We start from the raw sequence: 24,102 nt of genomic DNA, 5'->3' as shown, positions 1-24,102 counted from the left end.
ATCGCCAAGGGGGTGGCAAAGCTGTGACTGCCGAGAACATCGTCGGTCTGATCGTGGCCGTCGCCCTGCTGGGCTATCTCGTCCTCGCCCTTCTGTACCCGGAGAGGTTCTAGCCCGGAATGAGTCCCGTACTTGCCGGTGTGCTCCAGCTGCTGGCGCTGATGGTGGCGCTCGCCCTGGCCCACCGCCCCCTGGGCGACCACATGGCCCGTGTCTACACCTCCGACCGGCATCTCCGGGTGGAGAAGTGGATCTACAAGGCCGTGGGCGCCGACCCGGACACGGAGATGCGCTGGCCCGCCTATCTCCGCGGGGTCCTCGCCTTCTCCGCCGTCGGCGTGCTCTTCCTGTATCTGCTCCAGCGGCTCCAGGGCTCACTGCCCGGCTCGCTCGGATTCCGGTCCATCGACCCGGACCAGGCGTTCAACACCGCCGCGTCCTTCGTCGCCAACACCAACTGGCAGTCGTACTACGGCGAGCAGGCCATGGGCCATGTCGTCCAGACCGGCGGCCTCGCGGTGCAGAACTTCGTCTCCGCCGCCGTCGGCATCGCCGTCGCCGTGGCCCTGGTGCGGGGCTTCACCCGCTCCCGCACCGGTGAGCTGGGCAACTTCTGGGCCGACCTGGTCCGGGGCACCATCCGGATTCTGCTCCCGATCTCGGTGATCGCGGCGGTCGCGCTGGTCGCCTGCGGGGCGATCCAGAACTTCGCCGGCATCCACGGGGTCGGCCAGTTCACCGGCGGCACCCAGGAGTGGAACGGTGGCGCCGTCGCCTCCCAGGAGGCCATCAAGGAGCTGGGCACCAACGGCGGCGGCTACTTCAACGCCAACTCCGCCCACCCCTTCGAGAACCCGAACGGCCTCTCCAACCTCCTGGAGATCTTCCTCATCCTGGTCATCCCCTTCTCCCTGACCCGCACCTTCGGCCGCATGGCCGGCAATGTGCGCCAGGGGTACGCGATCCTGGGCACGATGGTCACGATCTGGCTCGGGTTCACCGCGCTGATGATGTGGACCGAGTTCGCCCACCCGGGAGCCGCGTTCCAGGAGGCCGGCGGGGCGATGGAGGGCAAGGAGACCCGGTTCGGCATCGGCGGCTCGGCCATCTTCGCCGTGGCCACCACCCTCACCTCCACCGGCGCGGTCAACAGCTTCCACTCCTCCTACACCGGCTTCGGCGGCGGCATCACCATGCTGGGCATGCAGCTCGGCGAGATCGCCCCCGGCGGAGTGGGCTCCGGACTGTACGGAATGCTGATCATGGCGATCATCGCCGTGTTCATCGCGGGCCTGATGGTCGGCCGCACCCCCGAGTACCTCGGCAAGAAGATCGGCACCCGGGAGATCAAGTTCGCGGCCTGCTACATCCTGATCACCCCGGCGCTGGTGCTCTGCTTCACCGCCGCGGCGATGGCCCTGGAGACCCCCGGCAACTCGATGACCAACTCCGGAGCCCACGGCTTCTCCGAGATCCTCTACGCCTACACCTCGGGCGCCAACAACAACGGCTCCGCCTTCGCCGGGCTCAACGCCGACACCCAGTGGTTCAACACCACCATCGGGATCGCGATGCTCCTCGGCCGGTTCCTGCCGATGGTCTTCGTGCTCGCGCTCGCCGGCTCGCTGGCCGAGCAGCACCCCGTCCCCGCCACCGCCGGCACCCTGCGGACCGAGAAGCCGCTCTTCACCGGGCTGCTGGTCGGGGCGATCCTCATCATCACCGGTCTGACCTACTTCCCGGCGCTCGCGCTGGGACCGCTTGCCGAAGGGCTCGCTTCATGAGCACGATCACTCCCACCCGAGCACCGCACTCCGATGTGCCCACCGGGCACACGCCCGGGCCGGGCCGGGTCGGCGGCGGCCTCTTCGACCCCGGACAGCTCGTCAGGTCCCTCCCCGAGGCGCTGCGCAAACTCGACCCGCGGGTCATGGTCAAGTCCCCGGTGATGTTCGTCGTCCTGGTCGGCTCGGTCGTCACCACCGCCCTCGCGATCAGCGATCCGTCCAACGGCTTCGGCTGGGCGATCACCGCCTGGCTCTGGCTGACCACCCTCTTCGCCAACCTCGCCGAGGCGGTCGCCGAGGGCCGGGGCAAGGCCCAGGCCGACACCCTGCGCAAGGCCAGGACCGACACCGTCGCCCGCCGGCTCAGCGGCACCACCGAGGAGCGGGTGCCCGGCACCGGGCTGCGCATCGGCGATCTGGTCGTCTGCGAGGCCGGTGACACCATCCCCGGCGACGGCGATGTGGTCGAAGGTGTCGCCTCCGTCGACGAGTCCGCGATCACCGGTGAGTCCGCCCCGGTCATCCGGGAGTCCGGCGGCGACCGCAGCGCGGTCACCGGCGGGACGAAGGTCCTCTCCGACCGGATCGTCGTCAAGATCACCGCCAGGCCGGGCGAGACCTTCATCGACCGGATGATCGCCCTCGTCGAGGGCGCCGCCCGGCAGAAGACCCCCAACGAGATCGCGCTGAACATCCTGCTCGCCTCACTGACCGTGGTCTTCCTGCTGGCCGTGGTCACCCTCAAGCCGTTCGCCGTCTACGCGGGCGCCGACGGCCAGACCTCCCTGATCGTGCTCACCGCGCTGCTGGTCTGTCTGATCCCCACCACCATCGGCGCGCTGCTCTCCGCCATCGGCATCGCCGGTATGGACCGGCTGGTCCAGCGCAATGTCCTCGCCATGTCCGGACGGGCCGTCGAGGCCGCGGGCGATGTGTCGACCCTGCTGCTCGACAAGACCGGCACCATCACCCTCGGCAACCGGCAGGCCGCCGAGTTCGTCCCCCTCCAGGGCGTCACCGCCGCGGAACTCGCGGACGCCGCCCAGCTCTCCTCGCTCGCCGACGAGACCCCCGAGGGCCGCTCCATCGCCGTCCTCGCCAAGGAGAAGTACGGACTGCGCGAACGCCACCGGGGCGAACTGGCCGGAGCCGAGTGGATCGACTTCACCGCCCAGACCCGGATGTCCGGGGTGGACGCCGACGGCCGCAGGGTCCGCAAGGGCGCCACCGCCTCCGTGATCTCCTGGGTCGGGGAGCGGGGCGGCGAGGTCCCGGCCGACGCCGACCGCGTCACCGACACCATCGCCGAAGCGGGCGGCACACCGCTGCTGGTCGCCGTCGAGGACCGGGAGGGCGCCCGGGTGCTGGGCGTCATCCACCTCAAGGACGTCGTCAAGGAGGGCATGCGCGAGCGGTTCGGGGAACTGCGCCGCATGGGCATCCGCACGGTCATGATCACGGGTGACAATCCGCTGACCGCGCGGGCCATCGCCGAGGAGGCCGGGGTCGACGACTTCCTCGCCGAGGCCACCCCCGAGGACAAGATGGCCCTCATCAAGCGGGAGCAGGCCGGCGGCAAGCTGGTCGCGATGACCGGTGACGGCACCAACGACGCCCCGGCGCTGGCCCAGGCCGATGTCGGCGTGGCGATGAACACCGGCACCTCGGCCGCCAAGGAGGCCGGGAACATGGTGGACCTGGACTCCAACCCCACCAAACTGATCGAGATCGTTGAGATCGGCAAACAGCTCCTCATCACCCGGGGAGCCCTCACCACCTTCTCCATCGCCAACGACGTCGCCAAGTACTTCGCGATCATCCCGGCGATGTTCGCCGCGGCCTACCCGGGCCTGGACAAGCTCAACATCATGCAGCTGTCCTCGCCCCACTCCGCGATCCTCTCCGCCGTCGTCTTCAACGCGCTGATCATCATCGCGCTGGTCCCGCTCGCCCTCCGGGGCGTGCGGTACCGGCCCACCAGCGCCGACCGGATGCTCCGCCGCAACCTCGGCGTCTACGGACTGGGCGGGCTCATCGCCCCGTTCATCGGCATCAAACTCATCGACCTGATCATCTCCCTCATCCCTGGCATCGGGTGACGACCATGAACACCTCCGTACGCAACACGGGCCGGCTCATCTCGGCGGCCCTGCGCGCCCTTCTCGTCCTGACCGTCGTCTGCGGGGTGCTCTACCCGCTCGCCGTGACCGGCGTCGCCCAGGCCCTCTTCAACGACAAGGCCAACGGCTCCGAGGTGACGGCCGGCGGCGAGGTCGTCGGCTCCTCGCTCATCGGCCAGACCTACCACCTCCCGCTGAAGGACCCCGGCGACCCGGAGGAGACCCCGGAGCCGGACCTCACCTGGTTCCAGCCACGCCCCTCCAACGGCCTCGGCAGCAACAGCGTCAACACGCGGTACTCCCTCATCCTCTCCGGCGCCACCAACCGCTCCGGCGACAACGCCGAGCTGCTCCAGTGGGTCAGGGACGCCAAGGCCGCCGTGGTGAGGGACAACTCCACCGCCGGCCACCGGGTCGACCCCGCCGATGTGCCCGCCGACGCGGTCACCTCCTCGGGCTCCGGCCTCGACCCGCACATCTCCCCGGAGTACGCGCGACTCCAGGTCCACCGGGTCGCCGAGCGGAACTCCCTCGCCGCCGCCGCCGTGGAGAAGCTGGTGCGGGAGCACACCGACGGCCGGATTCTCGGATTCATCGGCGAACCCCGGGTCAATGTCCTCGCGCTCAACATCGCGCTGCGGGAGCTGACCGGCCGCGGCACGGACTGATCCCCCCGCGCCTCCCCGCCCCGCGCGCCACCGCCCCGATCCGGCGGTCGCGCGCGGGGCGGACCCGTACCGCCGCTCACACCCCGGGGACCGCGTCCACCAGCTCCGCGAGCGCGCCCGCCAGCGCGCCGAGCCCCGGGCCCGCCGGGCCCCCGGGCTCGCTCATGTATCCGTCGCGGCGGATCTCGACCATCAGCGCGCCGACCCGGGCGTCCCGCCCGTGGAACTCCAGCGGCACATAGGCGCCCGCGAAGGGGCTGTCGGTCCCGGTGCCGCCGAAACCGGTGAACGCCCGCTCCGCGAGGGCGGCCAGCCCCGGCGGGGTGTGGAAGGGGTCGGTGCCCAGACAGACCGGGGGACGGGGGCCGTCGCCGTGCAGTTCGTACGGCAGCCGCTGTGTGGGGTAGGAGTGCACATCGATCACCACCGCCCGTCCCGTCGCCGCCAGCCGGTCCGCGACCGCCGCCGTCATGGCCTCCGCGTACGGGGTGAAGTACCGCTCGATCAGCGGGGCGGGGTCCACGGTCTCCGGGCGCAGCGGCTCGCCGTGCGTCGTCCGGGTGTAGACGGCGCCCATGCCCACCGCGCGCATCTCCTCGCGCTCGTCGGGGAACCGCTCGGGGTCGGTCACCAGCCGCGACAGCCCGTTGACGAACCGCCAGGGGGTGACGGCGCAGAGCCCGGCGGCGGCCCGCGCCAGCTCGGCGGTGTGGGCGTCGGTGATGTGGTCGAGCTCCCGCTCCAGCGCGGCGTCCCCGAGCAGGATGCCCTCGCGCACCGACGGGGGGATCGTCCGCGCCGCGTGCGGCACATGCAGGATCACGGGCGAGGAGGCGGCTCCGGGGAGCAGCCGGAAGGGGACGGGGGCAGCGGACACGGGCATCTCTCCGGGGGTCGCGTCGGTACGGGGACGGCACGGCCACCGGCGCGGCGCGCGGCCTCCCCGTACGGACAACTCGCGCCCGCCCCGGGGGGTTCCGCGGTCCGGCCGGACCGGCCGGGGAAGACCGATGCCCCCGCCCGCTCCGGTCGGGGAGGGGACGGGGGCATCGCGCGGGCGGGTGTCAGCCGCCCTGCGCCGGGCCCGGGCCGCCGGACGCCGGAGCGGGCGCGCCGGGCGGTGTGTCACCGGGCTCCGCCGCCGCGGCCTCCGCCGCGCAGGGCTCGGTGGCCGGGGCCCGCGTACCCACGGGCCCGGCCGCCGGCGGACCGCCGGGGGTGCCCGGCCGCGCCGCCTCCGACAGACCGCCGTAACGCGACACCAGCGGCTCGGTCCAGCGCGCCGCGAGCGGCCCCAGGACCACCAGGATCAGCACATACGCCGTGGCGATCGGTCCGATCCTCGGCTCCGTGGCGACGGCGAGACCCGCGATCACGATCGAGAACTCGCCGCGCGCCACCAGCGCGCCGCCCGCCCGCAGCCTGCCGCGCGGGCCGATGCCCGCCCGCCGGGCCGCGTACCAGCCGGTGAGCACCTTGGTGACGGCGGTGACCACCGCGAGGAGCAGCGCGGGCAGCAGCACCGGCGGGATGTCGGTGGGGTCGGTCGACAGTCCGAAGAAGACGAAGAACACGGCGGCGAAGAGGTCCCGCAGCGGGGTGAGCAGCTTGCGCGCGCCCTCGGCGACCTCGCCCGACAGCGCGATGCCGACCAGGAAGGCGCCGACGGCCGCGGAGACCTGCAGCTCCTGGGCGATGCCCGCCACCAGCAGGGTGAGTCCGAGGACCACCAGCAGCAGCATCTCCGGATTGTCCGAGGAGACCGCACGGCTGATCAGGCGTCCGTGCCGGAGCGCCAGATAGAGCACGATCCCCACCGCGCCGAGCGCGATCAGCAGGGTGACACTGCCGCCCGCGAGGCCCACACCCGCCAGCAGCGCGGTGAGCAGCGGCAGATACACCGCCATCGCCAGATCCTCCATGACGAGGATGCCGAGGACCACCGGGGTCTCCCGGTTGCCGAGCCGGCCCAGGTCGGTGAGGACCTTGGCGATGACTCCGGAGGAGGAGATCCAGGTGACACCGGCCAGGGCGACCGCCGCCACCGGGCCCCAGCCCAGCAGCAGCGCCGCCGCCGCGCCGGGCAGGGCGTTGAGCGCGAAGTCGACCGCGCCCGACGGGTACTGGGTCTTGAGGCTGCCGACCAGTTCGGACGCGCTGTACTCCAGGCCCAGCAGGAGCAGCAGCAGGATGACGCCGATCTCCGCGCCGACGGCGACGAAGTCCTCGCTCGCGCTCAGCGGCAGCAGGCCGCCGGTGCCGAACGCGAGGCCGACCAGGAGATAGAGGGGGATGGGGGAGAGGCCGATGCGCCCGGCGAAGCGGCCTATCAGCCCCAGCCCGAGAATGATCGCCCCGAGCTCGATGAGCAGGGTGGTGGTCTCGTGCACGGTCAGCCTCCGGCGATGATCTCGGCGAGGGCGTCGACGCCCTCGCGGGTGCCGACCGCGACCAGGGTGTCCCCGATGGCGAACCGGAAGTCGGGCCCCGGCGACGGGTGCGCGCCGGTGCGCCGCAGGACGGCGACGACCGAGGCGCCCGTGCGGCTGCGCGCCCGGGTGTCGGCGAGCACCCGCCCGGCGTAGGGGGAGCGGGTGCCGACCTGGATGTGCTCGGTGACGAGATCGATCCCGTCGGTGCGCACGGCGTCGATCGGCTCGGGGTCGATCAGATGCGCCAGCGCGGTGGCCTCATCGGACGAGAGCGGAACCGCCAGTTGGCAGGCGTCGGGGTCGTCGGAGGCGTAGAAGCCGAGAAAGCGTCTGCCGTCGTGGTGGACGACGACGGAGATGTGCCGGCCTTCCTCGGTGGTGAAGTCGTACTGTGTCCCGACTCCCGGCAGTGAGGTGCGACGGGTGCCCATGCTCGCCTCCCAAGGCGTGGGTCGTCCTCTCACCGTGGGCGGGTGAGCGGTGCGGTGGGTTGAGGTGTACCAGACAGTCTACGAAAGTGGATCACCCTCGGCCCCCGGCGGGGCCGGGAATCCGGAATATCCGGCTCCGTCCATGGGGGCGGCCGACCGGGCGGGCGGCTGCCGGGAATGCCTGCCCCGCCCGGGCGCGGCTACTCCCCGAGCGGGCCCGCCCGGCCGGGACTACTCCCCGAGCAGTCCCGGCCGGGCCCGCTCCAGCACCCCCGACACCCGCTCCCAGGTCTCCGTGTCCCGCTCCACGGGAGGCAGTTCGCGCCCCTGGCCCGCCCCCCAGCGGACGGCGGCTGCCACCGGGTCCTCGCCGGTGGCCGCTGCCGCCGCCAGTGCCGCCGCGCCCGTCGCCACCGGTTCGGCGGCGCGCGGGACCAGCAGGGGGCGGCCGGAGAGCCGGCGCACGGTCTCCACCCAGAACCTGCCGCGCGCCCCGCCGCCCACCAGCCGCAGCGGCGCGCCGGCCGTCGCCGGGGCCGCCGGGTCGAGACCGCAGGAGCGCAGCACCTCGTCCAGCACCCGCAACACCGTGACCACCGCGCCCTCGTAGGCGGCGCCGAGGATCTGCCGGCCGGAGGTGGTGTGCCGGAGCCCGGTGAGCAGACCGGCGGCGGCCGGCAGATCGGGGGTGCGCTCGCCGTCGAGATACGGCAGCAGCACGGCCTCCCCGCCCGGCTCGGCCGCCTCCCGGTCCAGGCCCAGCAGGGCCGCGATCCGGTCCACGGCGAGGGTGCAGTTCAGGGTGCAGCCCAGGGGGAGATACGTGCCGTCGGTCGCCGCGAACCCGGAGAGCGCGGGGGAGACGGGGCGGGCGCGGGTGGCGGCGAACACCGTGCCGGAGGTGCCGAGACCGAGGACCGGGTGGTCCAGCAGCCCCGTACCGCCGAGCCCCAGGCCCACGGCGGCGGCCATGTTGTCGCCGGTGCCCGCGGCGACCGCGATCCCGGCCGGGAGGCCGAGCGCGGTGGCCGCCGCCCGGGTGAGCGAGCCCACCCGGGTGCCGCCGCCGGCCGCCGGCTCCGGCAGCAGGGCCGGGTCGAGGCCGATGAGCCGCAGGATCTCGGGGTCGTACGCGCCGGTCGAGGTGGCGTACCAGCCGGTGCCCGACGCGTCGCCCGGGTCGGTGGCCGCGGTGCCGCAGAGCCGTTCGGTCAGATAGTCGTGGGGCAGCCGGACGGCCGCCGCCGCGTCGGCGGTGCGGGGCTCGTGCTCCCGCAGCCACTGCCACTTGGTGGCGGTGACCGAGGCGACCGGCACCGATCCGGTACGCGCGGTCCAGACATCGGGGCCGCCGAGGGCGCGGGTGAGGGCGGCGGCCTGCGGGGCCGAGCGGGTGTCGTTCCAGAGCAGCGCGGGCCGCGCGGGGCGCCCGGCGCGGTCCAGGACCACCAGTCCGTGCTGCTGGCCCGCGACCGCGATGCCCGTCACGGCCGACGGCCGGACCCCGGTCCGCGCGAGCCCGGCGGCGACCGCCTCCCGCAGGGCCCGCCACCACTGGTCGGGGTCGCTCTCCCGGGCGCCCGCCTCGCCCGTGACCGTGTGCGGGGCCCGGCCGGTGGCGAGCGTCTTGCCGGTCGCCGGGTCGATGAGGACCGCTGTGGCCGACTGGGTGGAGCTGTCCACCCCGATGACGACCGTCCGTGCGGGCATCGCCCTCACCTCTCCCTCTTCCGCCGCCCATTTTGGGCATGGTGCGAACAAATTACGCCAACCCTCGCCGGATCAAAAGATGTTGGGGTCTTCTGCGGAACGCGTCCGGTGTGCATCATTAATCAGCGCAGAGAACAAACAGTGAGCGAGCGGACAGCCGGCCGAGGACGGACACGGGGCGCGCGCACGGCGAACGCGCGACGAGCGCGGGGGGACGGAGATCCGGGCGGGCGCGGGGGACGGCGCAGGGACACCGACAGCGGAGCGAAGGCGGTCAACGGCGATGACGGCGACAACGGCGACAACGGATGTGCTCACCGGGGCCGGGAGCCTCACCCCCACCCCGGGCGACCGGTTCAGCTTCGGCCTGTGGACCGTGGGCTGGCAGGGCAGGGACCCCTTCGGGGACGCCACCCGGCCACCCCTCGACCCGGTCGAGTCCGTCCACCGGCTCGCCGCCCTGGGGGCGTACGGCGTCACCTTCCACGATGACGACCTGGTCCCCTCCGGTGCCTCGCCGGCGGCCCGGGAGGCCGGGATCGGCCGCTTCCGGAGCGCGCTCGACCGGACCGGGATGGCGGTGCCGATGGTCACCACCAACCTCTTCACCCACCCCGTGTTCAAGGACGGCGGCTTCACCGCCAACGACCGGGACATCCGGCGGTACGCCCTGCGCAAGTCCCTGCGCTCCCTCGACCTCGCCGCCGCGCTCGGCGCGCGCGTCTATGTCGCCTGGGGCGGCCGGGAGGGCGCGGAGTCCGGCGCGGCCAAGGACGTCCGCTGCGCGCTGGACCGGCTGAAGGAGGCGTTCGACCTGCTGGGGGAGTACATCACCGGCCAGGGGTACGACCTCCGCGTCGCCATCGAGCCCAAGCCCAACGAGCCGCGCGGGGATCTGCTGCTGCCCACCGTCGGCCACGCCCTGGCCTTCATCGAGCGGCTGGAGAGGCCGGAGCTGTACGGGGTCAACCCGGAGGTCGGCCATGAACAGATGGCCGGGCTGAACGTCCCGCACGCCGTCGCGCAGGCGCTCTGGGCCGGCAAGCTCCTCCATATCGACCTCAACGGCCAGAACGGCGTCAAGTACGACCAGGACCTGCGGTTCGGCGCGGGCGATCTGCGCTCCGCCTTCTGGCTGGTGGACCTGTTGGAGACGGCCGGCTACCAGGGTCCCCGGCACTTCGACTTCAAGCCGCCGCGCACGGAGGACTCCGCCGGGGTGTGGGCCTCCGCCGCCGGATGCATGCGGAACTATCTGATCCTGCGCGAGCGGGCGGCGGCGTTCCGGGCCGACCCCCGGGTGCGGGAGGCCCTGCGGGCGGCCCGGCTCGACGAACTGGCCCGCCCGACGGCACCCGACGGCCTCGCCGGGCTGCTCGCCGACCGCACCGCGCACGAGGAGTTCGACGCGGACGCGGCGGGGGAGCGGGGGATGGCCTTCGAGGTCCTGGACCAACTGGCCCTGGACCATCTGCTCGCGGCCCGCTGACCGCACCCCTCCGGCTCCCGCCGCGCCTCCTCCCGCTCCCGCCGCGCCCCGGGCGGCGCGGGCCGGGTGTCCGGGGGCCGGGTGTCCGGGGGCCGGATGCCCAGGTGTCCGGGCGTCCCGATGGTGTCCGGGCCCGCTCATCCGGCCGCGGCGCGGTCCCCGAAGGCCAGAGGGTCCGTCAGCACATCCCGCACCACCAGGGCCGCCGCGCCCCGGGCCGCGTCCGCCGCCGGGGACGAGGGCCGCAGACGGGCGCCCGCCCGGGGCCACAGACCCGAGACGATCCGAGTGGACAGCTCACCGGCGGCGCGCGGGATCAGCCAGGGGGAGAGCGGCCGGTAGATCCCGCCGAGCACCACCGCCGCCGGGTCGAGGAGATTCACCGCGCCCGACAGCACCCGGCCCAGCATCAGCCCCGCCCGCTCCAGCGCGGCCACCGCCCGCTCGTCGCCCGCGCGGGCCCGGCGCTCCAGCTCGGCCACGGCGCTCGCGCCATGGGTCTCGTCGACCCCCGCCGCCCGCAGCAGCGCCGTCTGGCCCGCGTACTGCTCCAGACAGCCGCGCGCGCCACAGCGGCACTCGGGCCCGTCGGCGGCCACCACCGCGTGCCCGATCTCCCCCGCGAAACCGTGGGCCCCGCGCAGCAGCTCCCCGTCGAGGACGAGCGCACCGCCGATCCCGATCTCGCCGGAGAGATAGAGGAAGGTGCGCACCGGACCGAGCGCGCCGAACCACAGCTCCGCCAGCGCCGCGAGGTTCGCCTCGTTCTCCGAGCGCACCGGGAGCACGGGCAGCCTCGGCCGCAGTGCCGCGAGCGCGGCGCCGAACGGCTCCTCGGCCGGGACCCGGGTCCACCCGAGGTTGGGTGCCTGCCGGACCGTCCCGGAGGAGACGAGGCCGGGCAGCGCCAGCGCCGCGCCGACCGGGCGCAGCTCCTGCTCGCCCGCCGAGACCAGCGCCCGCGCCGCGATCTGGGCCGCGCGGCGCAGCACCTGAGCGGGCGGCGCGTCCCGGTTGTCGAGGTGTTCGACCAGCCGTACCCGGTCCGTACCGGCGAGGTCGACCACGCAGACGCAGACATAGTCGACATTGATCTCGACCCCGAGCCCGGCGACCCCGGTCCGCGCGACCTTCAGCACCGTGCCCGGACGCCCCGCCTGGCCGCTGAAGGTCTTCCCCGACTCCGAGAGGAATCCGCTCTCCAGCAACTGCTCCACCAGGGAGGAGATCGCGGCACGGGTCAGCCCCACCCGGGCGGCGACCCCGGCCCGGGTGGTCTCGCCGGAGTCCTTCACGGCGCGCAGGACGAGACTCAGATTGTGGCGGCGGACCGTGTCCCGGCCCGCCTTGGGCTCCAGCGGGTCCCGGCTGACGGCACTGGCCAGCCTGACGCGAGTGGTTCTCTCCACGGATCAGCCCTGGGGCCCGCGGTATCCCAGGGAGGCCTCGATCCGTCCGGCGAGCCCCTCCCGCCGCTTGGGCCCCCGGCCGGTGGAACCCGCCAGCCAGGAGCGGCACTTGCTGCCGAGCAGCAGCCCGAAGCTCTCCGCCTCGTTCTCCTCGCTCTGGTCGAAGCGGGTGCGCGCGGCGACCTTGAGCACGGTCGCCTGGAGGTCCGCCTCGTCGGAGAGGAGCCGCGCCGCGACCGCCGCGCCCTCGATGTGGTGGGTGCAGTGCCCGGCGTTCATGTGCCACAGCTCATGGCCGAGGATGACCAGCTGATGGTCGGGCGCGGTGCGCTCCTCGATGACGATCAGATCCTGGTCCGTCATGTCCAGCCAGAGGCCGCTCGCCGTGCCCGGGGGAAAGGTGGACATCCGGTAGCGGACGGGCCGGCCGCGGCGTCTGCTCATCTGGCCGCACAGGGCGGCATAGAGATCGGCGGGCTCCGCCGGCGCGGGCAGGCCGAGTCCGGCTACCAGCTCGCCGCAGAGCCGACGCATCTCCTTGCCAATGCTCACCGTTCTCCTCTCCCCCGCACGGCCGCGCGCACACGTGCGGCCTCAACCCTGCCCTGACATCAGGGGCTTTCTGAAGTCATCTTTCCGTCGGCTTTGCGGAATCGGCCGGTTCCACCGGCTTGACGCTCTCCAGCAGGAGATCGAGCCACTCGGTCACCTTGTCGCGGTGTTTGTCGGTGGGCAACTGGGCGGCCCGCCAGGCGATACCCCGTACGCCGTGGTCCTGGAGGAGCCGCTCCAGCGGGTCGCCGTCGCCCGCGCAGTCCTGGAGGAGACGGGCCTCGGTGCGCTGGAGCGCGCTGTTGAGCGCGTCCGCGTCCCCGGCGGTCAGAAAGCCCGCGTGGACCCTGAAGAACCGCTGGATCGCGTCGCAGTGCTCCATCGTCGGGCGGCGGTCGCCGTTGATCAGGGCCCCCGCCTGCTGCCGGGACATCCCGGCGCCGTCGGCGATCTCCTGCTGGGTGTAGCGGCGCCCATTGGGCTTGAGCCGGGTGCGCCGCAGCAGGTCGAAGCGCTGGAGGAAGCGTGCCTGAAGGTCGGGCTGGCCCGCGGGCCGGCCCTCCAGCAGGGCACCCACCACATCGGCGGGCACACCCGAGGCCTCGGAGAGCTGATCCACGTCGAACACCTCGCCGTGGCTCAGACCGAGTCTGCCTGCGAGTTCGGTGACGCGGGCAACCGACGCCGCAAGAGGGCCTGCGGCTGCCGGGCCCGGAACCAAGAAGCCGTCTGTCACCAGTGGGTCTCCTAGATCACGCGAGATGGCTCCGCACACGGTTGGCTGCCCGGAGATTATCCGCTTCCCGGACGTACAGCCAGGACTTGCCACAGCTGTGGCGCATTCTGAGCGTTCGGTGGCGCCGAATGCCACGATAGTTGACATGACGCCTCTCGCGGTAGCAGGATCGCCGGGCGGGGTGAAGATCCAAAGGGCGCTGCCGCAGCGGGACTTCGAGAAGGGTGGCGTTCTCGATGACACATGAGGCGGGTTCCGACCGTTCGGGTGTCCACGGGCGTCGAGGGTGCACGGGGGCGGGCCGAGGCTCACTCCGGTCCAGAAGACTGACCGACATACTGCGCGAGCGCAGGGAAGAGCTGGGGCTGAGCGTGGCCGAGGTGGCCGCCCGGCTCGACATCAGCACCCGCGCCTACAACACGTGGGAGTGCACTCCTTCCGAGGACTGGACCGAGGACCGGCTCTACGCGCTGGTCAAGGCCCTGGAGATGACCGACCAGCAGGGCGGCTGGCTGTTCCGGCTCGCCGTGGACCGGGAGCCGCCGGCCCATCTGGCGGGCCGTCCGAGGACCGCGTCCCCGATGGGCCCCGCCCGGCCGTCCGGACCGGCCTTCCCGTCCGGGCTGACCCGTCCGTACGCGCCGCTGCCCCCGGTGCTGCCCCCCGAGCGCTCCGCGCCGGTGGAGACGCCCCTGCCGGCGGACCCCACCACCCGGGAGTATCTGCACGATTACTCGGTGATGATGGACGCCGTGCCGCTGCCCTCGGTCCTCTTCGACCGGCGGTGGGACGTCACCCATGTGAACCCGGCGTTCCAGGCGCTCTTCCGGGGCATGGGCGCCCACCCCACGGCGATGCCGGACCAGAACTTCCTGCGGTTCGTGCTCTTCCACCCGGACGCGGGCTCGGTCCTCGGCGACCGGGAGACCAGTTGGTGCCTGCCCCTGCTGGCCCAGCTGGAATCCGCGCTGGAGCGCTATGAGGACGACGGTGTGCTTCAGGCCATTCGCGGGGAGATCGCGGACGACCCGATCATGGACGCCGCCTACCGCTGCGGACTGCCGCACTGGATGCGGCTGGCCGGTGCCGCCGCCGTCCACCACGACGGAGCGGTGCGGCCGCTGCACCACCCGGACCCCCGGTACGGGCGCTCGGAGTGCCGGATCGTCGACGAGACCCCGGCGACCCTCCAGGACCGGGGGTACACCCGGATGACGCTCGTCCTGCGCGAGCACCGGGGCACCACCGCGCCGCCGCCGGTGCGGCGCGGCAAGGCCCATCTGCGGGCCGTCTCCAGCGGCTGAGACACGCGGCGGTCCCGGCGGACCCGGCCTGCGCGGGGGCGGGCGGTCCCACGGGGGCCGCCGTCTCCGCGCGTCGGGACGTTCCGGGGCCGCTGGGGTGCCGCGGCCGGGGACCCGCCGCGCCACGACGCCATGGCCCGGCCCGCCCCGGAGGGCGCACGGATCGTCCGCGGCCCGGGGGGCCGGGGGCCGGCCTCCGGCCCCCCGGACCCGCGCCGGGCGGGCACCCGCCGCCCAGGGTCCGTCCGCGCGCACCGGACGGGCCGGGACGCGCCGGCCCGGGCGGCCCCGAGTGCGGCGCGGCGGCGCGACCTCCCGGGGTGCCAGGGGGTGTGGCGCGGGACCACCGAATCCGCGTGGACCCGGATCGTCCGGGCCGGTGACACGGTTCGCCATACCGTGGACCTCTCCAGGGACAGTTTTCTCTTCGTTTGCTGCGTGTTCCTTCGTGTTTCTTCGTGTTTCTTTCGTGTTCTTCGTCTTCGTGCTCTTCGGGCGTGTGCCGTCCACCGCGCGGGCCCGCGCGATGGACGTCGCCTCTCCCGTCCACCGGGGCGCCGCCGCGCGCCGGGCCGTTCGTCCGTGCCGGTACGGGGCGGTGCGCCGGGGCCCCCTGCCCCGGCGCACCGCCGGCACCCGTCCGTCGGTTGCGGCCACCCCCCTTGCCCCGCGGCCGAACGCGGACCGGCGCTCCGGGACCGGGTCCTCGGCTTCCCCCGCGCGAGGACCTGGTCCCTCCCCCCTGTTCCCCCGTGTGCTCTGGTGCGCCGGGCCTCGCGGACCGGCGCGTTCCACCGTCAGCGCGTCGACGCGACGGCCCACTCCGCGGCGACCGCGAGGACGACGCACGTCCCGAGGACGGCGGTCGCCACTCTCGTGCGCCCCTGTCTGCTGAGCACCAGCGCGCTCCCCGAGAGGATCAGCGCGATGCCGTAGAAGCCCATCGTGAGCACCGAGTGCGTGCTGCCGAGCCGAAGGGCCAGGGCCAGACCCGCCGCGATCATGATGACCGTGGAGAGCGCGGTGCGGACAAGGCGTGCCTGACGTGGTGTGAGCCCTTGTCGCCGCGGGCCCGGGCTGGCTTCCGACATGCCCGGAAGGGTATCCGGCCCGTCCCCGCTCAGGCGGTCGGGAACGGGCGCCGCGGTGCGCGCGGCGGTCATGCCGGCCCGCTGACGCCGGCCGGCCACCGCGGTGCGGTTCCGGTCAGCTGGCAGGCCATGAGATAGAGCGGTATCGGTGGTGTGTAGGGACTGCTGTCGTCGGGCCGGCTGATCAGCCGGGGGCCCGTCGCCGGTACGTAGGCTCCTTTCGCGTAGTGCGAGGGAAGCGGCCAGATCAGCTCGTGGTCGGAGCCGGCGGGGACGATCCACCACCACCACTCCGCGTCCGCGAAGACACAGCCGTTGCGCGGCAGCCGGCCCAGCAGCCGCAGACCGTGGCGCGCGGGCACCCCCACCGCGTCGCAGCCCAGATCGGGCTCGACCCGGGCCGGCGGGCGCAGCCGGGTCAGCCCGGTGCCGTCGCCCAGACGTCCGCTCCAGGTCAGGAGGGGCGGCATATGTCTCAGCATGGCCTCTCCGTTCCGTGCGGCAGTCCCGGACGGGCCGAGGGGATCTCGGCCCTGGTCAGCTCGGCGCGGGGGTGCGGCCGGCGGGGTTCGGACGGCGCGGTGTGCGCCGGGCGGGCCTTGGCCCGGGGGAACTCGCGTCCCGGGAAGTCGGCCCCGTACGGTACGGCGGTGTGCGCCAGCTCCGCCCAGACGACGCGGCCGGCGCCCCGCTGGATGGCGTGGGCCCCCCAGGAGCTGGAGACGGACTCGACCAGCAGCAGGCCGCGCCCCCGCTCCTCGGCCGCCAGGGTGTGGCACACGTGCGGGCCGGTGGGCGCGCTGCCCTGGTCCCGCACGCTGATCCGCAGCCGCTCGACGCCGTTGGTCAGCTCGCAGGAGATCAGATGGCTGCCGCTGTGCACGACCGCGTTGGTCACCAGCTCGGAGACCACCAGCATCGCGGTGTCGTGCACATCCCCGCCGATGCCCCAGCAGCGCAGCCGGTCACGGGTGAGCTTGCGGGCTCTGGAGACGTACTCGACGCGCGCCGGCAGCTCGAAGCCGTACCTGTGGTGGTCGACACCCGAGCACGGGTCCAGGAGTGGGGCGTGGAGCGCGTCACGGTTCACCCGAACACTGTCGCCCTGAAATGGACAGCTTGGCAAGAGCCACTCTGAATTTTTCAGAGTGGGCATATTCATCGATGCGGGCGCGTGGCAGACTGCATCGCAACAAGCACGTGGGGAGGTCTCGAAGTGAGTGAACCGCGGTCCGCCCCCACCGTGGGGCAGGTCGTACTCGGCAAGCGCTTGCAGGATCTGCGCGAGCGGGCCGGGCTCAAGCGCGAGGAAGCCGCCAAGGTCCTTCGCGTCGCCGCGGGCACCATCCGCCGCATGGAGACCGCCGAGGTCGCCCTGAAGATCCCGTATGTCCAGCTGCTGCTGAATGCCTACGGCATCGGCGACGAGGAGGCGCGCGGCTTCATCGAGCTGGCCGAGGAGGCGAACAAGCCCGGCTGGTGGCAGCGGTTCCACGATGTGCTGCCCGGCTGGTTCAGCATGTACGTCAGCCTGGAGGGCGCGGCCAGCCTCATCCGCTCCTACGAGCCCCACTTCGTGCCCGGTCTGCTCCAGACGGAGGAGTACGCGCGAGCGATCATGCTCAGCGGAGCCGTGGGACAGACCGACCCCGAGGACATCGAGCGCCATGTGGCGCTGCGAATGGAACGCCAGGCTCTGCTCACCCAGCCCGGCTCACCCAAGCTGTGGGTGATCATGGACGAGACGGTCTTCCGCAGGCCCGTCGGCAGTCCCGCCGTCATGCGAGGCCAGATCGACCGGCTGCTCGAAGGCGCCCAGCTGCCCCATGTCACCCTTCAGATTGCGGAGTTCGCGTCCGGACACCACCCCGGCACCTACGGTCCGTTCGTGCTCTTCCGGTTCGCCGTCCCCGAACTCCCGGACATGGTCTACAGCGAGTATCTGACCGGCGCGGTCTATCTCGACGCGCGCCCCGAGGTCGCCTCGCATCTGGAGGTCCTGGACCGCATGGCGGCCCAGGCCGCGACTGCACAACGCACGAAGGAGATCCTCCGGGATCTCCGCAAGGAGCTGTGAATGAATCACGTATACAACGGCATGCCGGCCACCGAGCTGGGCGATGTGGGCTGGCACAAGCCGTGGAGCGGCGGGAACGGCGGCAACTGCTTCGAGACGATGAAGCTGGCCGACGGCCGGGTGGCGGTGCGCCAGTCGGCGGACCCGGACGGTCCCGCGCTGATCTACACACCCGGTGAGATCGCGGCATTCATTCAGGGAGCGAAGTCCGGGCAGGCGGACTTCCTCCTCACCTGAGGCTCCGGCGCCTGCTGTCATGACATCGAACGAACACTTATCGGACACCACGGTTCATCCATCCACGGCGTGCGGGCAACTTCCCGCACGCCGTTGCTTTTTCCCTCACCACGGATTGCGGAGGAATGCCATGCGGGACGCCGCGGCGGGCGGGTTCGTACGGAACGGGGTCTGGCTCTCCGTCCCCCGGCCGGCCGGGGCGATCGCGCCGGCGCAGGCGCTGATCCTGGTCGACGTCCAGTGCGGATTCATGACCGGGGCGGAGGCGGTGCCGGGAGCGGAGGCGCTCGCCGAGCGCCTCGCCCGCCTGCTGGAACGGGCCAGGGCGGCCGGGGCGCTGGTGGTGCATCTGCGCAACGACGGGGAGCCCGGCGCGGTGGACGAGCCCGGGGCGCCGGGGTGGGAGCTGTGTCTCCCGGTGCGGGAGTCGGCCGACGAGCACGTGGTCGCGAAGGAGGAGGACGACGGGTTCGAGGGGACCGGGCTGGGGGAGCTGCTGGAGCGGCGGGGGGTGGAGCGGGTGGTGATCGCGGGGGTGCTGTCGGAGATGTGCGTCAGGGCCACGGCGGAGGGGGCGCTGGGCCGGGGGCTGGGGGTGGTGGTGCCGCACGACACGCACGCGACGTACGGACTGGACGACATTCCGGCCTCCGTCGTCGCCCGGGTGGCCGAACACGCCCTGGGCTCGGACCCGGAATTCCCCCTCTCCGAGACTTCTCTCACCTTCACCCCCGCCCGGGCAACTCCCACCGGCCTGAGCCAACCCAGCCCGTCCCGCGCTTGATGACGGCCCGAGCAATCCCAGCCGTCCGGCGTTTGATGACGCCCCGAGCAATCTCAGCCCGTCCGGCGTTTGAGGACGGACCCCGCGCCACGGGTGTCCCGAGCCATCTCGGCGGCCCGGGCGACCCCAGTCGGCCTGGCGCTTGAGCCCACCCTGGGCAACTCCAGCCGGCCCGGCGCTTGGGGGCGCCCCGAGCAATCCCAGCCCGTCCGGCGTTTGAGGACGGACCCCGCGCCACGGGTGTCCCGAGCCATCTCGGCGGCCCGGGCGACTCCAGTCGGCCTGGCGCTTGAGCCCACTCCGGGCAACTCCAGCCGGCCCGGCGCTTGGGGCGGCCCGAGCAATCCCAGCCCGTCCGGCGTTTGAGGACGGACCCCGCGCCACAGGACCCCGCACCCCGCGGGCCACGCCCAGAAACCACCCCCCGCCCTCCCCGCCCCGCCCCGCGCACCCCCCTGCCGAGGGGGTTGCCTCACGAGAGGTGCGTTTGTAGCGTGGGAAAGCGCTTTCCAGAAAGCGCTTCCTCACCCCGCGCCCCGCACCGCCCCGCACCCCACCCCTCCGAGGTGACCGCGATGCCCACCCCTCCAAGACCCCTCAGAAGAACCCCCCGAAGAACCCCCCCACTCGCCGCCGCCACCCTCTTCCTCACCCTCCTCGCCCCCCCTGCCCTCGCCCAGGACGGCGACACCCCCGTGTCCGACCCCCTCCCCGACCCCACCCCCTCCCGCCACGCCCTCGTCCTCACCGAGTTCTCCACCCTCCCCCGGTCCGAGTCCGTGCCCCCGCCCACCGACTCGCGGCTCAAGCGGTGGGCGCGCATCAACCACCTCGGCGAGGTCCCCGACGGCTCCGGCCGGCTCGCCGTGCCCGATCTCAACGGGAAGCTCCATCTCCTCGACCGCGCGGGCACCCCCAGCGAGTACCTCGACGTGGGCACCGCCACCGGCGCCGACTTCTGGTCGCACCAGGGGCTCGGCAGCGGGCTCGGCTCCGTCGCCTTCCACCCTGGGTTCGCCCGCAACGGCGTCTTCTACACCGTCCACACCGAGGGCCGCGCCGCCCTCACCGCCAAGACCCCCGATCTGCCCGCCCCGCAGGGAGCCCGGCTGCACAGCGTCGTCACCGAGTGGACCGCCGACGACCCGCGCGCCGCCACCTTCGCCGGGACCAGCCGCGAGGTGCTGCGCCTCGGCTTCCAGAGCACGTACCACAACATCCAGGAGATCGGCTTCAACCCCAACGCCCGCCCCCGGGACCACGACCACGGGCTGCTCTATGTCGCGGTCGGCGACGGCGCGGCGGGTGCGGGCGGCACCGTACCGCAGGATCTGACCGTCCCCCAGGGCAAGATCCTCCGGATCGACCCGGCCCGGCGCGACGCCCCCTCCGGCCGCTACGGCATCCCGGCCGTCAACCCCTTCGCCGGCCGGCCGGACGCCCTGGGCGAGATCTACGCGTACGGACTGCGCAACCCGCACCGCTTCAGCTGGGACACCGGGGGCCGCCGGCAGATGTTCACCGCGAACATCGGTGAGCACCGGGTGGAGTCGGTCTACGAGGTCCGGGCCGGGGACAACTTCGGCTGGAGCGACCGCGAGGGCCCCTTCGCGTACCGCAAGGCGTCCAACCCCACCTGCGGAGTCTTCCCGCTCCCCGACGGCGACGCCCAGAACGGCTACACCTACCCCGTCGCCGCCTTCGACCACACCCCGCCGGCCGCCAGGCCCTGCTCCGACAGCGGCAGCGCGATCGTCGGCGGCTTCGTCCACCGGGGACGGCTCCCCGCGCTGAACGGCAAGTACCTCTACGCCGAGGGCGTCGGCGGGCGCGTTTTCCACTCCGACGTCCGCGAGATGCGCCGGGGCGGCCCGCTCGCCACCACCCATCAGCTCCAGCTCATCGACGGAGCCACCGGCGCCCCCACCACCATGGCGGAGCTGGCCGGCCACACCCGGGTCGATCTCCGTTTCGGCACCGACCGCTCCGGCGCGCTGTATGTGCTCTCCAAGGCCAACGGCCGGATCTGGAAGGTGACGGATGTCCGGGTCACCCCCTGAACCCCGGCCGCACCGCCCCCGCCTCCACAGCTCCCGCCGCCCCCGGACGGCACTCCTCGCCGCTCTCGCCGCCGCCCTGCTGCCGCTGCTCCCCGGCCCCGTGGCCGCCGAACCCGCGCCCGGCGAAGGGGCGCAGGGGCTGCGCCGCCATCTCGTCGCGCACTACGACTTCGCCCACCCCGTCCCCGGCGACCCCTCCCGCGAGCGCGACCTGGGCCGGTCCGGCACCGATATCGCCCTGGTCAACGGCGGCTCCCGGATGCGGGTCCACGACCGCGAGCGCGGTCCCGTCCTCCAGACCCGGCAGAACACCCCCGGCGCCCGGGGCAACGACGACTGGAAGGCCGGTGTGTACGGAGCGGACGGCCTCCCCGCCCTCCGGGCCCTCAACGGCGCCCGCGGGGCCACCGTCATGGGCTGGTTCAGGACCACCGGCGACAACCCCGCCCCCAACTCCAACTCCGCCGACCCCGGCGACCGCTACGGCGCCATCGGGCTCGCCGGAGTCCTCTCCGGCACCTCCCAGGGCCACGACGTACGGGCCCTGCTCGAACTCATCGAGGTCGACGGGGTGATGAGGGTCGTGGCTCTCGGCCGCCGGCTGGACGGCGGCCTCTCGCAGACCTTCGCCGCCGACGCCGACTGGCGGCAGGTGCTGCCGCCCGGCCGCTGGGTCCATCTCGCCGCCACCTTCGACTACGACAGCGGCACCATGGCCCTCCACCGCGACGGCCGCGCCCTGTCCGGCTCCTATGTCCGCACCGGGGACCCCTGGGAGATCGCCGGACCACCCGAACCGGACACCGCGTCGGCCACCGACCCGCGCGGCATCAAGATCGGCGGCAGCTATCCGCAGAACACCCGCGAGGGCAACCCCTGCGCCTGCCGCATGGACGAGCTGATGTTCCTCGACCGGGCCCTCACCGCCGGCGAGATCCGAGCCCAGTACCGCAGGACCCGATAGAGAGGGTACGTATGCGCGCGATGCCCAGGCCCCTGACCGTCTTACTGGGGCTGGCTCTGCTGACCGCCCCGCTCACCGTCCCCGCCCAGGCCGGCGCCCCGGCGGAGCCCGCCCGCACCACCGCGGCGCCCCGGCTCCCCGACGGCCTCGCGGCCACCCCGCCGATGGGCTTCAACAACTGGAACTCCACCGGCTGCGCCATCGACGAGAAGATGATCCGCGACACCGCCGACCTCTTCGTCTCCACCGGTCTCAAGGACGCGGGCTACGAGTATGTGAACGTCGACGACTGCTGGGCCGCCGAGAAGCGCGACCCGCTCACCGGCCGGCTCACCCACCACCCCACCCGCTTCCCCGGCGGGATCAAGGCCCTCGCCGACTATGTGCACTCCAAAGGGCTGAAGTTCGGCATCTACACCAGCGCCGGCACCCTCACCTGCGCGAAGACGATGCCGGGCTCGCTCGACCACGAGGAGATCGACGCCCGGACCTTCGCCGACTGGGGCGTGGACTACCTCAAGTACGACAACTGCAACAACCAGGGCAGGCCCGCCCTGGAGCGCTACACCGCGATGCGGGACGCGCTGCGCGCGACCGGCCGCCCGATCGTCTACTCCCTCTGCGAGTGGGGCGAGAACAAGCCCTGGGAGTGGGGCGCCGACGTCGGCCACCTCTGGCGCACCACCGGGGACATCAACGACAGCTGGCAGTCCGTGGTCAACCTCTTCAAGCTCAACGCGCCGCTCGCCGAGCACGCGGGACCCGGCCGGTGGAACGACCCCGACATGCTGGAGGTCGGCAACGGCGGCATGACGGACACCGAGTACCGCTCCCACTTCAGCCTCTGGTCCGTGATGGCCGCCCCGCTGCTGATCGGCACCGATCTGCGCAAGGCGACCTCGCGGACCCTGGAGATCCTCTCCAACCGCGAGGTCATCGCCGTCGACCAGGACCCGCTGGGCCGCCAGGCGAGGGTCGTCCGCAGCGCGGACGGGCACTGGGTGCTCGCCAAGCCCCTCGCCGGCGGGGACATCGCCGTGGCGCTCTTCAACGAGTCCGAGCAGACCACCACCATCCGCACCACCGCCGCCGAGATCGGGCTGCCCCAGCGCTCCGGCTATGTCGTGCGCGACCTCTGGAAGGGCCAGAACGCGCACACCGTCGGCACCGTCAGCGCCACCCTCCCGGCGCACGCCACCGCGCTCTACCGGGTCTCGGCCGACGGCGACTGGCGCGAGGAGCCGCCCGCCGTCGAACTGGGGCTGCACCTGCCGTCGGCCGCTCAGGGAGTGCCGGGCAACATCACCCCCGCGGGCAGGAGCCTCACCGTCAAGGTCACCACCACCAACCAGGGCCGCACCCCGCTGCTCTCCCCCCGGCTGCGGCTGACCGCGCCCGAGGGCTGGCGCCTCAAGTCGCTCGGTGACAACGACACCGACGTCCTCACCACCGGCAAGACCCTCACCGCCCGCTGGCGCCTCACCCCGCCCGCCGCCACGCCCCCCGGCACCGCCCCCCTCGCCACCGGGCTCACCTTCCGCACCTCCCGCCACGGCAGGGTCGAGCGGACCGCCGACGAGATCCTGACGGTGCCGCGGCCCGTCCCGGCCGGCGTCTCCGATCTCGGGCAGCTCACCTGGGCCTGGGCGAGCAACGGCTACGGGCCCGTGGAGCGCGACATGTCCAACGGCGGGGCCAAGGCCGGGGACGGCCGCACGCTCACCGTCAACGGCGTCACCTACGCCAAGGGGCTCGGGACCCACGCCCCCGTCCAGCTCGTCTACTACCTCGGCGGACGGTGCACCGGATTCGCCACCGACGTCGGCGTCGACGACGAGCGCGATCCGCGCGAGCCGGACCAGGGGACGGTCACGGCGGAGATCTGGGCCGACGGGACCAAGCGGGCCGACAGCGGGCTGCGCACCTGGCGGGATTCGGCCGTTCCGCTCACCGCCGACCTCCGGGGTGCCCAGTATCTGCGGCTGGTGGGGACCATCGGGCCCGACACCAACCGCTACGACCGGATCGACTGGGCGGCTCCCGTGCTGACCTGCGCCTCCTGAACCCGCCTCCTGAACCCGCCTCCTGAACCCACTTCCTGAAACGACCCGCTCCGCCGGGCCCGGTGCGCGGCCGGATGATCCCAGATCGGCCGCGCCCCCCCCCCGCCCCCCCCCCCCTCGGGAGAGCGGGGGGGTGGGGAAGGTTGGTGGTTACCGGGGGGAGTTGAGGGGGGGGGGGGGGTGGAGGT

The 24,102-nt window shown here is 73.1% G+C and carries 22 protein-coding genes; 12 read left to right on the top strand and 10 right to left on the bottom strand.

What is annotated here, in order from left to right; translation table 11 throughout:
* Positions 1-23 precede the first annotated feature (23 nt).
* From kdpF to ABT122_RS16460, 4 genes are read left to right on the top strand one after another with little or no spacing between them, the layout of a single operon-like run.
* Positions 24-113 (top strand): K(+)-transporting ATPase subunit F, encoded by a 90-nt coding sequence (gene kdpF / locus ABT122_RS16475; protein ID WP_037701211.1) that lies wholly within the window; start codon positions 24-26, stop codon positions 111-113.
* Positions 114-119: 6 nt separating this feature from the next.
* Positions 120-1,784, top strand: coding sequence for a potassium-transporting ATPase subunit KdpA (gene kdpA, locus ABT122_RS16470; RefSeq protein ID WP_351551646.1), 1,665 nt, complete (start codon positions 120-122; stop codon positions 1,782-1,784).
* Positions 1,781-3,886 carry a potassium-transporting ATPase subunit KdpB gene (gene kdpB / locus ABT122_RS16465; protein ID WP_351551644.1) on the top strand — a complete coding sequence of 702 codons (2,106 nt, stop codon included), beginning with the start codon at positions 1,781-1,783 and terminating at the stop codon, positions 3,884-3,886. The genes kdpA and kdpB overlap by 4 nt, the downstream gene beginning before the upstream one ends.
* A gap of 5 nt (positions 3,887-3,891) precedes the next feature.
* Positions 3,892-4,575 (top strand): potassium-transporting ATPase subunit C, encoded by a 684-nt coding sequence (locus tag ABT122_RS16460; protein ID WP_351551642.1) that lies wholly within the window; start codon positions 3,892-3,894, stop codon positions 4,573-4,575.
* A gap of 76 nt (positions 4,576-4,651) precedes the next feature.
* Here ABT122_RS16460 and ABT122_RS16455 read toward each other — a convergent pair whose 3' ends face one another.
* From ABT122_RS16455 to xylB, 4 genes are all read right to left on the bottom strand, one after another.
* The gene (locus ABT122_RS16455; RefSeq protein ID WP_351551639.1) at positions 4,652-5,458 is read right to left on the bottom strand and encodes an N-formylglutamate amidohydrolase; all 807 of its coding nucleotides are present in this window, start codon (positions 5,456-5,458) and stop codon (positions 4,652-4,654) included.
* A 181-nt stretch (positions 5,459-5,639) separates the two neighbouring features.
* Positions 5,640-6,965 carry a cation:proton antiporter gene (locus ABT122_RS16450; RefSeq protein WP_351551636.1) on the bottom strand — a complete coding sequence of 442 codons (1,326 nt, stop codon included), beginning with the start codon at positions 6,963-6,965 and terminating at the stop codon, positions 5,640-5,642.
* A 2-nt stretch (positions 6,966-6,967) separates the two neighbouring features.
* Positions 6,968-7,438, bottom strand: coding sequence for a cation:proton antiporter regulatory subunit (locus tag ABT122_RS16445; RefSeq protein WP_351551633.1), 471 nt, complete (start codon positions 7,436-7,438; stop codon positions 6,968-6,970).
* 231 nt (positions 7,439-7,669) lie between these two features.
* Positions 7,670-9,148 (bottom strand): xylulokinase, encoded by a 1,479-nt coding sequence (gene xylB, locus ABT122_RS16440; protein WP_351551630.1) that lies wholly within the window; start codon positions 9,146-9,148, stop codon positions 7,670-7,672.
* Between the two features lie 283 nt (positions 9,149-9,431).
* On the opposite strand from xylB, the gene xylA reads away from it, so the two are divergent.
* Positions 9,432-10,637: a xylose isomerase gene (xylA, locus tag ABT122_RS16435; RefSeq protein ID WP_351551627.1), complete on the top strand. Its 1,206-nt coding sequence runs from the start codon at positions 9,432-9,434 to the stop codon at positions 10,635-10,637.
* A gap of 137 nt (positions 10,638-10,774) precedes the next feature.
* Here xylA and ABT122_RS16430 read toward each other — a convergent pair whose 3' ends face one another.
* The 3 genes from ABT122_RS16430 to ABT122_RS16420 all read right to left on the bottom strand — a co-directional run bounded on the left by ABT122_RS16430 (position 10,775) and on the right by ABT122_RS16420 (position 13,334).
* Positions 10,775-12,046, bottom strand: a complete 1,272-nt coding sequence (locus tag ABT122_RS16430) for an ROK family protein (RefSeq protein ID WP_451067335.1) — start codon at positions 12,044-12,046, stop codon at positions 10,775-10,777.
* A 3-nt stretch (positions 12,047-12,049) separates the two neighbouring features.
* On the bottom strand, positions 12,050-12,580 hold the full coding sequence (locus ABT122_RS16425; protein ID WP_351551782.1) for a toxin-antitoxin system, toxin component: 531 nt from the start codon (positions 12,578-12,580) through the stop codon (positions 12,050-12,052).
* 94 nt (positions 12,581-12,674) lie between these two features.
* Positions 12,675-13,334: a helix-turn-helix domain-containing protein gene (locus ABT122_RS16420; RefSeq protein ID WP_351551624.1), complete on the bottom strand. Its 660-nt coding sequence runs from the start codon at positions 13,332-13,334 to the stop codon at positions 12,675-12,677.
* A gap of 371 nt (positions 13,335-13,705) precedes the next feature.
* On the opposite strand from ABT122_RS16420, the gene ABT122_RS16415 reads away from it, so the two are divergent.
* Positions 13,706-14,638, top strand: coding sequence for an MmyB family transcriptional regulator (locus ABT122_RS16415; RefSeq protein WP_351551621.1), 933 nt, complete (start codon positions 13,706-13,708; stop codon positions 14,636-14,638).
* Between the two features lie 797 nt (positions 14,639-15,435).
* On the opposite strand, the gene ABT122_RS16410 is transcribed toward ABT122_RS16415, so the two are convergent.
* The 3 genes from ABT122_RS16410 to ABT122_RS16400 all read right to left on the bottom strand — a co-directional run bounded on the left by ABT122_RS16410 (position 15,436) and on the right by ABT122_RS16400 (position 16,819).
* On the bottom strand, positions 15,436-15,729 hold the full coding sequence (locus ABT122_RS16410) for a hypothetical protein (protein WP_351551618.1): 294 nt from the start codon (positions 15,727-15,729) through the stop codon (positions 15,436-15,438).
* A gap of 68 nt (positions 15,730-15,797) precedes the next feature.
* Positions 15,798-16,199, bottom strand: a complete 402-nt coding sequence (locus tag ABT122_RS16405; RefSeq protein ID WP_351551615.1) for a hypothetical protein — start codon at positions 16,197-16,199, stop codon at positions 15,798-15,800.
* A 5-nt stretch (positions 16,200-16,204) separates the two neighbouring features.
* On the bottom strand, positions 16,205-16,819 hold the full coding sequence (locus ABT122_RS16400) for an ATP-binding protein (protein WP_351551612.1): 615 nt from the start codon (positions 16,817-16,819) through the stop codon (positions 16,205-16,207).
* A gap of 126 nt (positions 16,820-16,945) precedes the next feature.
* Here ABT122_RS16400 and ABT122_RS16395 point away from each other — a divergent pair, with 126 nt between their 5' ends.
* From ABT122_RS16395 to ABT122_RS16370, 6 genes are all read left to right on the top strand, one after another.
* A complete protein-coding gene (locus ABT122_RS16395) occupies positions 16,946-17,806 on the top strand; it encodes a Sco1979 family transcriptional regulator (protein ID WP_351551609.1) in 861 nt (286 codons plus the stop codon).
* Positions 17,807-18,043 carry a DUF397 domain-containing protein gene (locus ABT122_RS16390; RefSeq protein WP_351551606.1) on the top strand — a complete coding sequence of 79 codons (237 nt, stop codon included), beginning with the start codon at positions 17,807-17,809 and terminating at the stop codon, positions 18,041-18,043.
* 130 nt (positions 18,044-18,173) lie between these two features.
* Positions 18,174-18,827 carry an isochorismatase family protein gene (locus tag ABT122_RS16385; protein WP_351551603.1) on the top strand — a complete coding sequence of 218 codons (654 nt, stop codon included), beginning with the start codon at positions 18,174-18,176 and terminating at the stop codon, positions 18,825-18,827.
* Between the two features lie 575 nt (positions 18,828-19,402).
* On the top strand, positions 19,403-20,887 hold the full coding sequence (locus ABT122_RS16380; protein ID WP_351551600.1) for a PQQ-dependent sugar dehydrogenase: 1,485 nt from the start codon (positions 19,403-19,405) through the stop codon (positions 20,885-20,887).
* Positions 20,868-21,851 (top strand): LamG-like jellyroll fold domain-containing protein, encoded by a 984-nt coding sequence (locus tag ABT122_RS16375; RefSeq protein ID WP_351551598.1) that lies wholly within the window; start codon positions 20,868-20,870, stop codon positions 21,849-21,851. The genes ABT122_RS16380 and ABT122_RS16375 overlap by 20 nt, the downstream gene beginning before the upstream one ends.
* Before the next feature lie 11 nt (positions 21,852-21,862).
* Positions 21,863-23,914: an NPCBM/NEW2 domain-containing protein gene (locus ABT122_RS16370; protein WP_351551596.1), complete on the top strand. Its 2,052-nt coding sequence runs from the start codon at positions 21,863-21,865 to the stop codon at positions 23,912-23,914.
* Positions 23,915-24,102 lie beyond the last annotated feature (188 nt).

It is taken from the genome of Streptomyces sp. NPDC001985 (assembly GCF_040296845.1).
Classification (GTDB): Bacteria; Actinomycetota; Actinomycetes; order Streptomycetales; family Streptomycetaceae; genus Streptomyces.
The sequence above is the reverse complement of the archived record's forward strand: the minus strand, read 5'-3'. Positions and strand labels throughout refer to the sequence as shown.

Excerpts from the sequence above, each read along its gene's own strand:
- ABT122_RS16370 (WP_351551596.1), top strand. The coding sequence starts at position 21,863 with ATGCGCGCGATGCCCAGGCCCCTGACCGTCTTACTGGGGCTGGCTCTG.
- ABT122_RS16410 (WP_351551618.1), bottom strand. The coding sequence starts at position 15,729 with ATGTCGGAAGCCAGCCCGGGCCCGCGGCGACAAGGGCTCACACCACGT.
- xylB (WP_351551630.1), bottom strand. The coding sequence starts at position 9,148 with ATGCCCGCACGGACGGTCGTCATCGGGGTGGACAGCTCCACCCAGTCG.
- ABT122_RS16460 (WP_351551642.1), top strand. The coding sequence starts at position 3,892 with ATGAACACCTCCGTACGCAACACGGGCCGGCTCATCTCGGCGGCCCTG.
- ABT122_RS16425 (WP_351551782.1), bottom strand. The coding sequence starts at position 12,580 with ATGCGTCGGCTCTGCGGCGAGCTGGTAGCCGGACTCGGCCTGCCCGCG.
- kdpA (WP_351551646.1), top strand. The coding sequence starts at position 120 with ATGAGTCCCGTACTTGCCGGTGTGCTCCAGCTGCTGGCGCTGATGGTG.
- ABT122_RS16405 (WP_351551615.1), bottom strand. The coding sequence starts at position 16,199 with ATGCCGCCCCTCCTGACCTGGAGCGGACGTCTGGGCGACGGCACCGGG.
- kdpB (WP_351551644.1), top strand. The coding sequence starts at position 1,781 with ATGAGCACGATCACTCCCACCCGAGCACCGCACTCCGATGTGCCCACC.
- ABT122_RS16375 (WP_351551598.1), top strand. The coding sequence starts at position 20,868 with ATGTCCGGGTCACCCCCTGAACCCCGGCCGCACCGCCCCCGCCTCCAC.
- ABT122_RS16445 (WP_351551633.1), bottom strand. The coding sequence starts at position 7,438 with ATGGGCACCCGTCGCACCTCACTGCCGGGAGTCGGGACACAGTACGAC.
- ABT122_RS16385 (WP_351551603.1), top strand. The coding sequence starts at position 18,174 with ATGCGGGACGCCGCGGCGGGCGGGTTCGTACGGAACGGGGTCTGGCTC.
- ABT122_RS16390 (WP_351551606.1), top strand. The coding sequence starts at position 17,807 with ATGAATCACGTATACAACGGCATGCCGGCCACCGAGCTGGGCGATGTG.
- xylA (WP_351551627.1), top strand. The coding sequence starts at position 9,432 with ATGACGGCGACAACGGCGACAACGGATGTGCTCACCGGGGCCGGGAGC.
- ABT122_RS16455 (WP_351551639.1), bottom strand. The coding sequence starts at position 5,458 with ATGCCCGTGTCCGCTGCCCCCGTCCCCTTCCGGCTGCTCCCCGGAGCC.
- ABT122_RS16380 (WP_351551600.1), top strand. The coding sequence starts at position 19,403 with ATGCCCACCCCTCCAAGACCCCTCAGAAGAACCCCCCGAAGAACCCCC.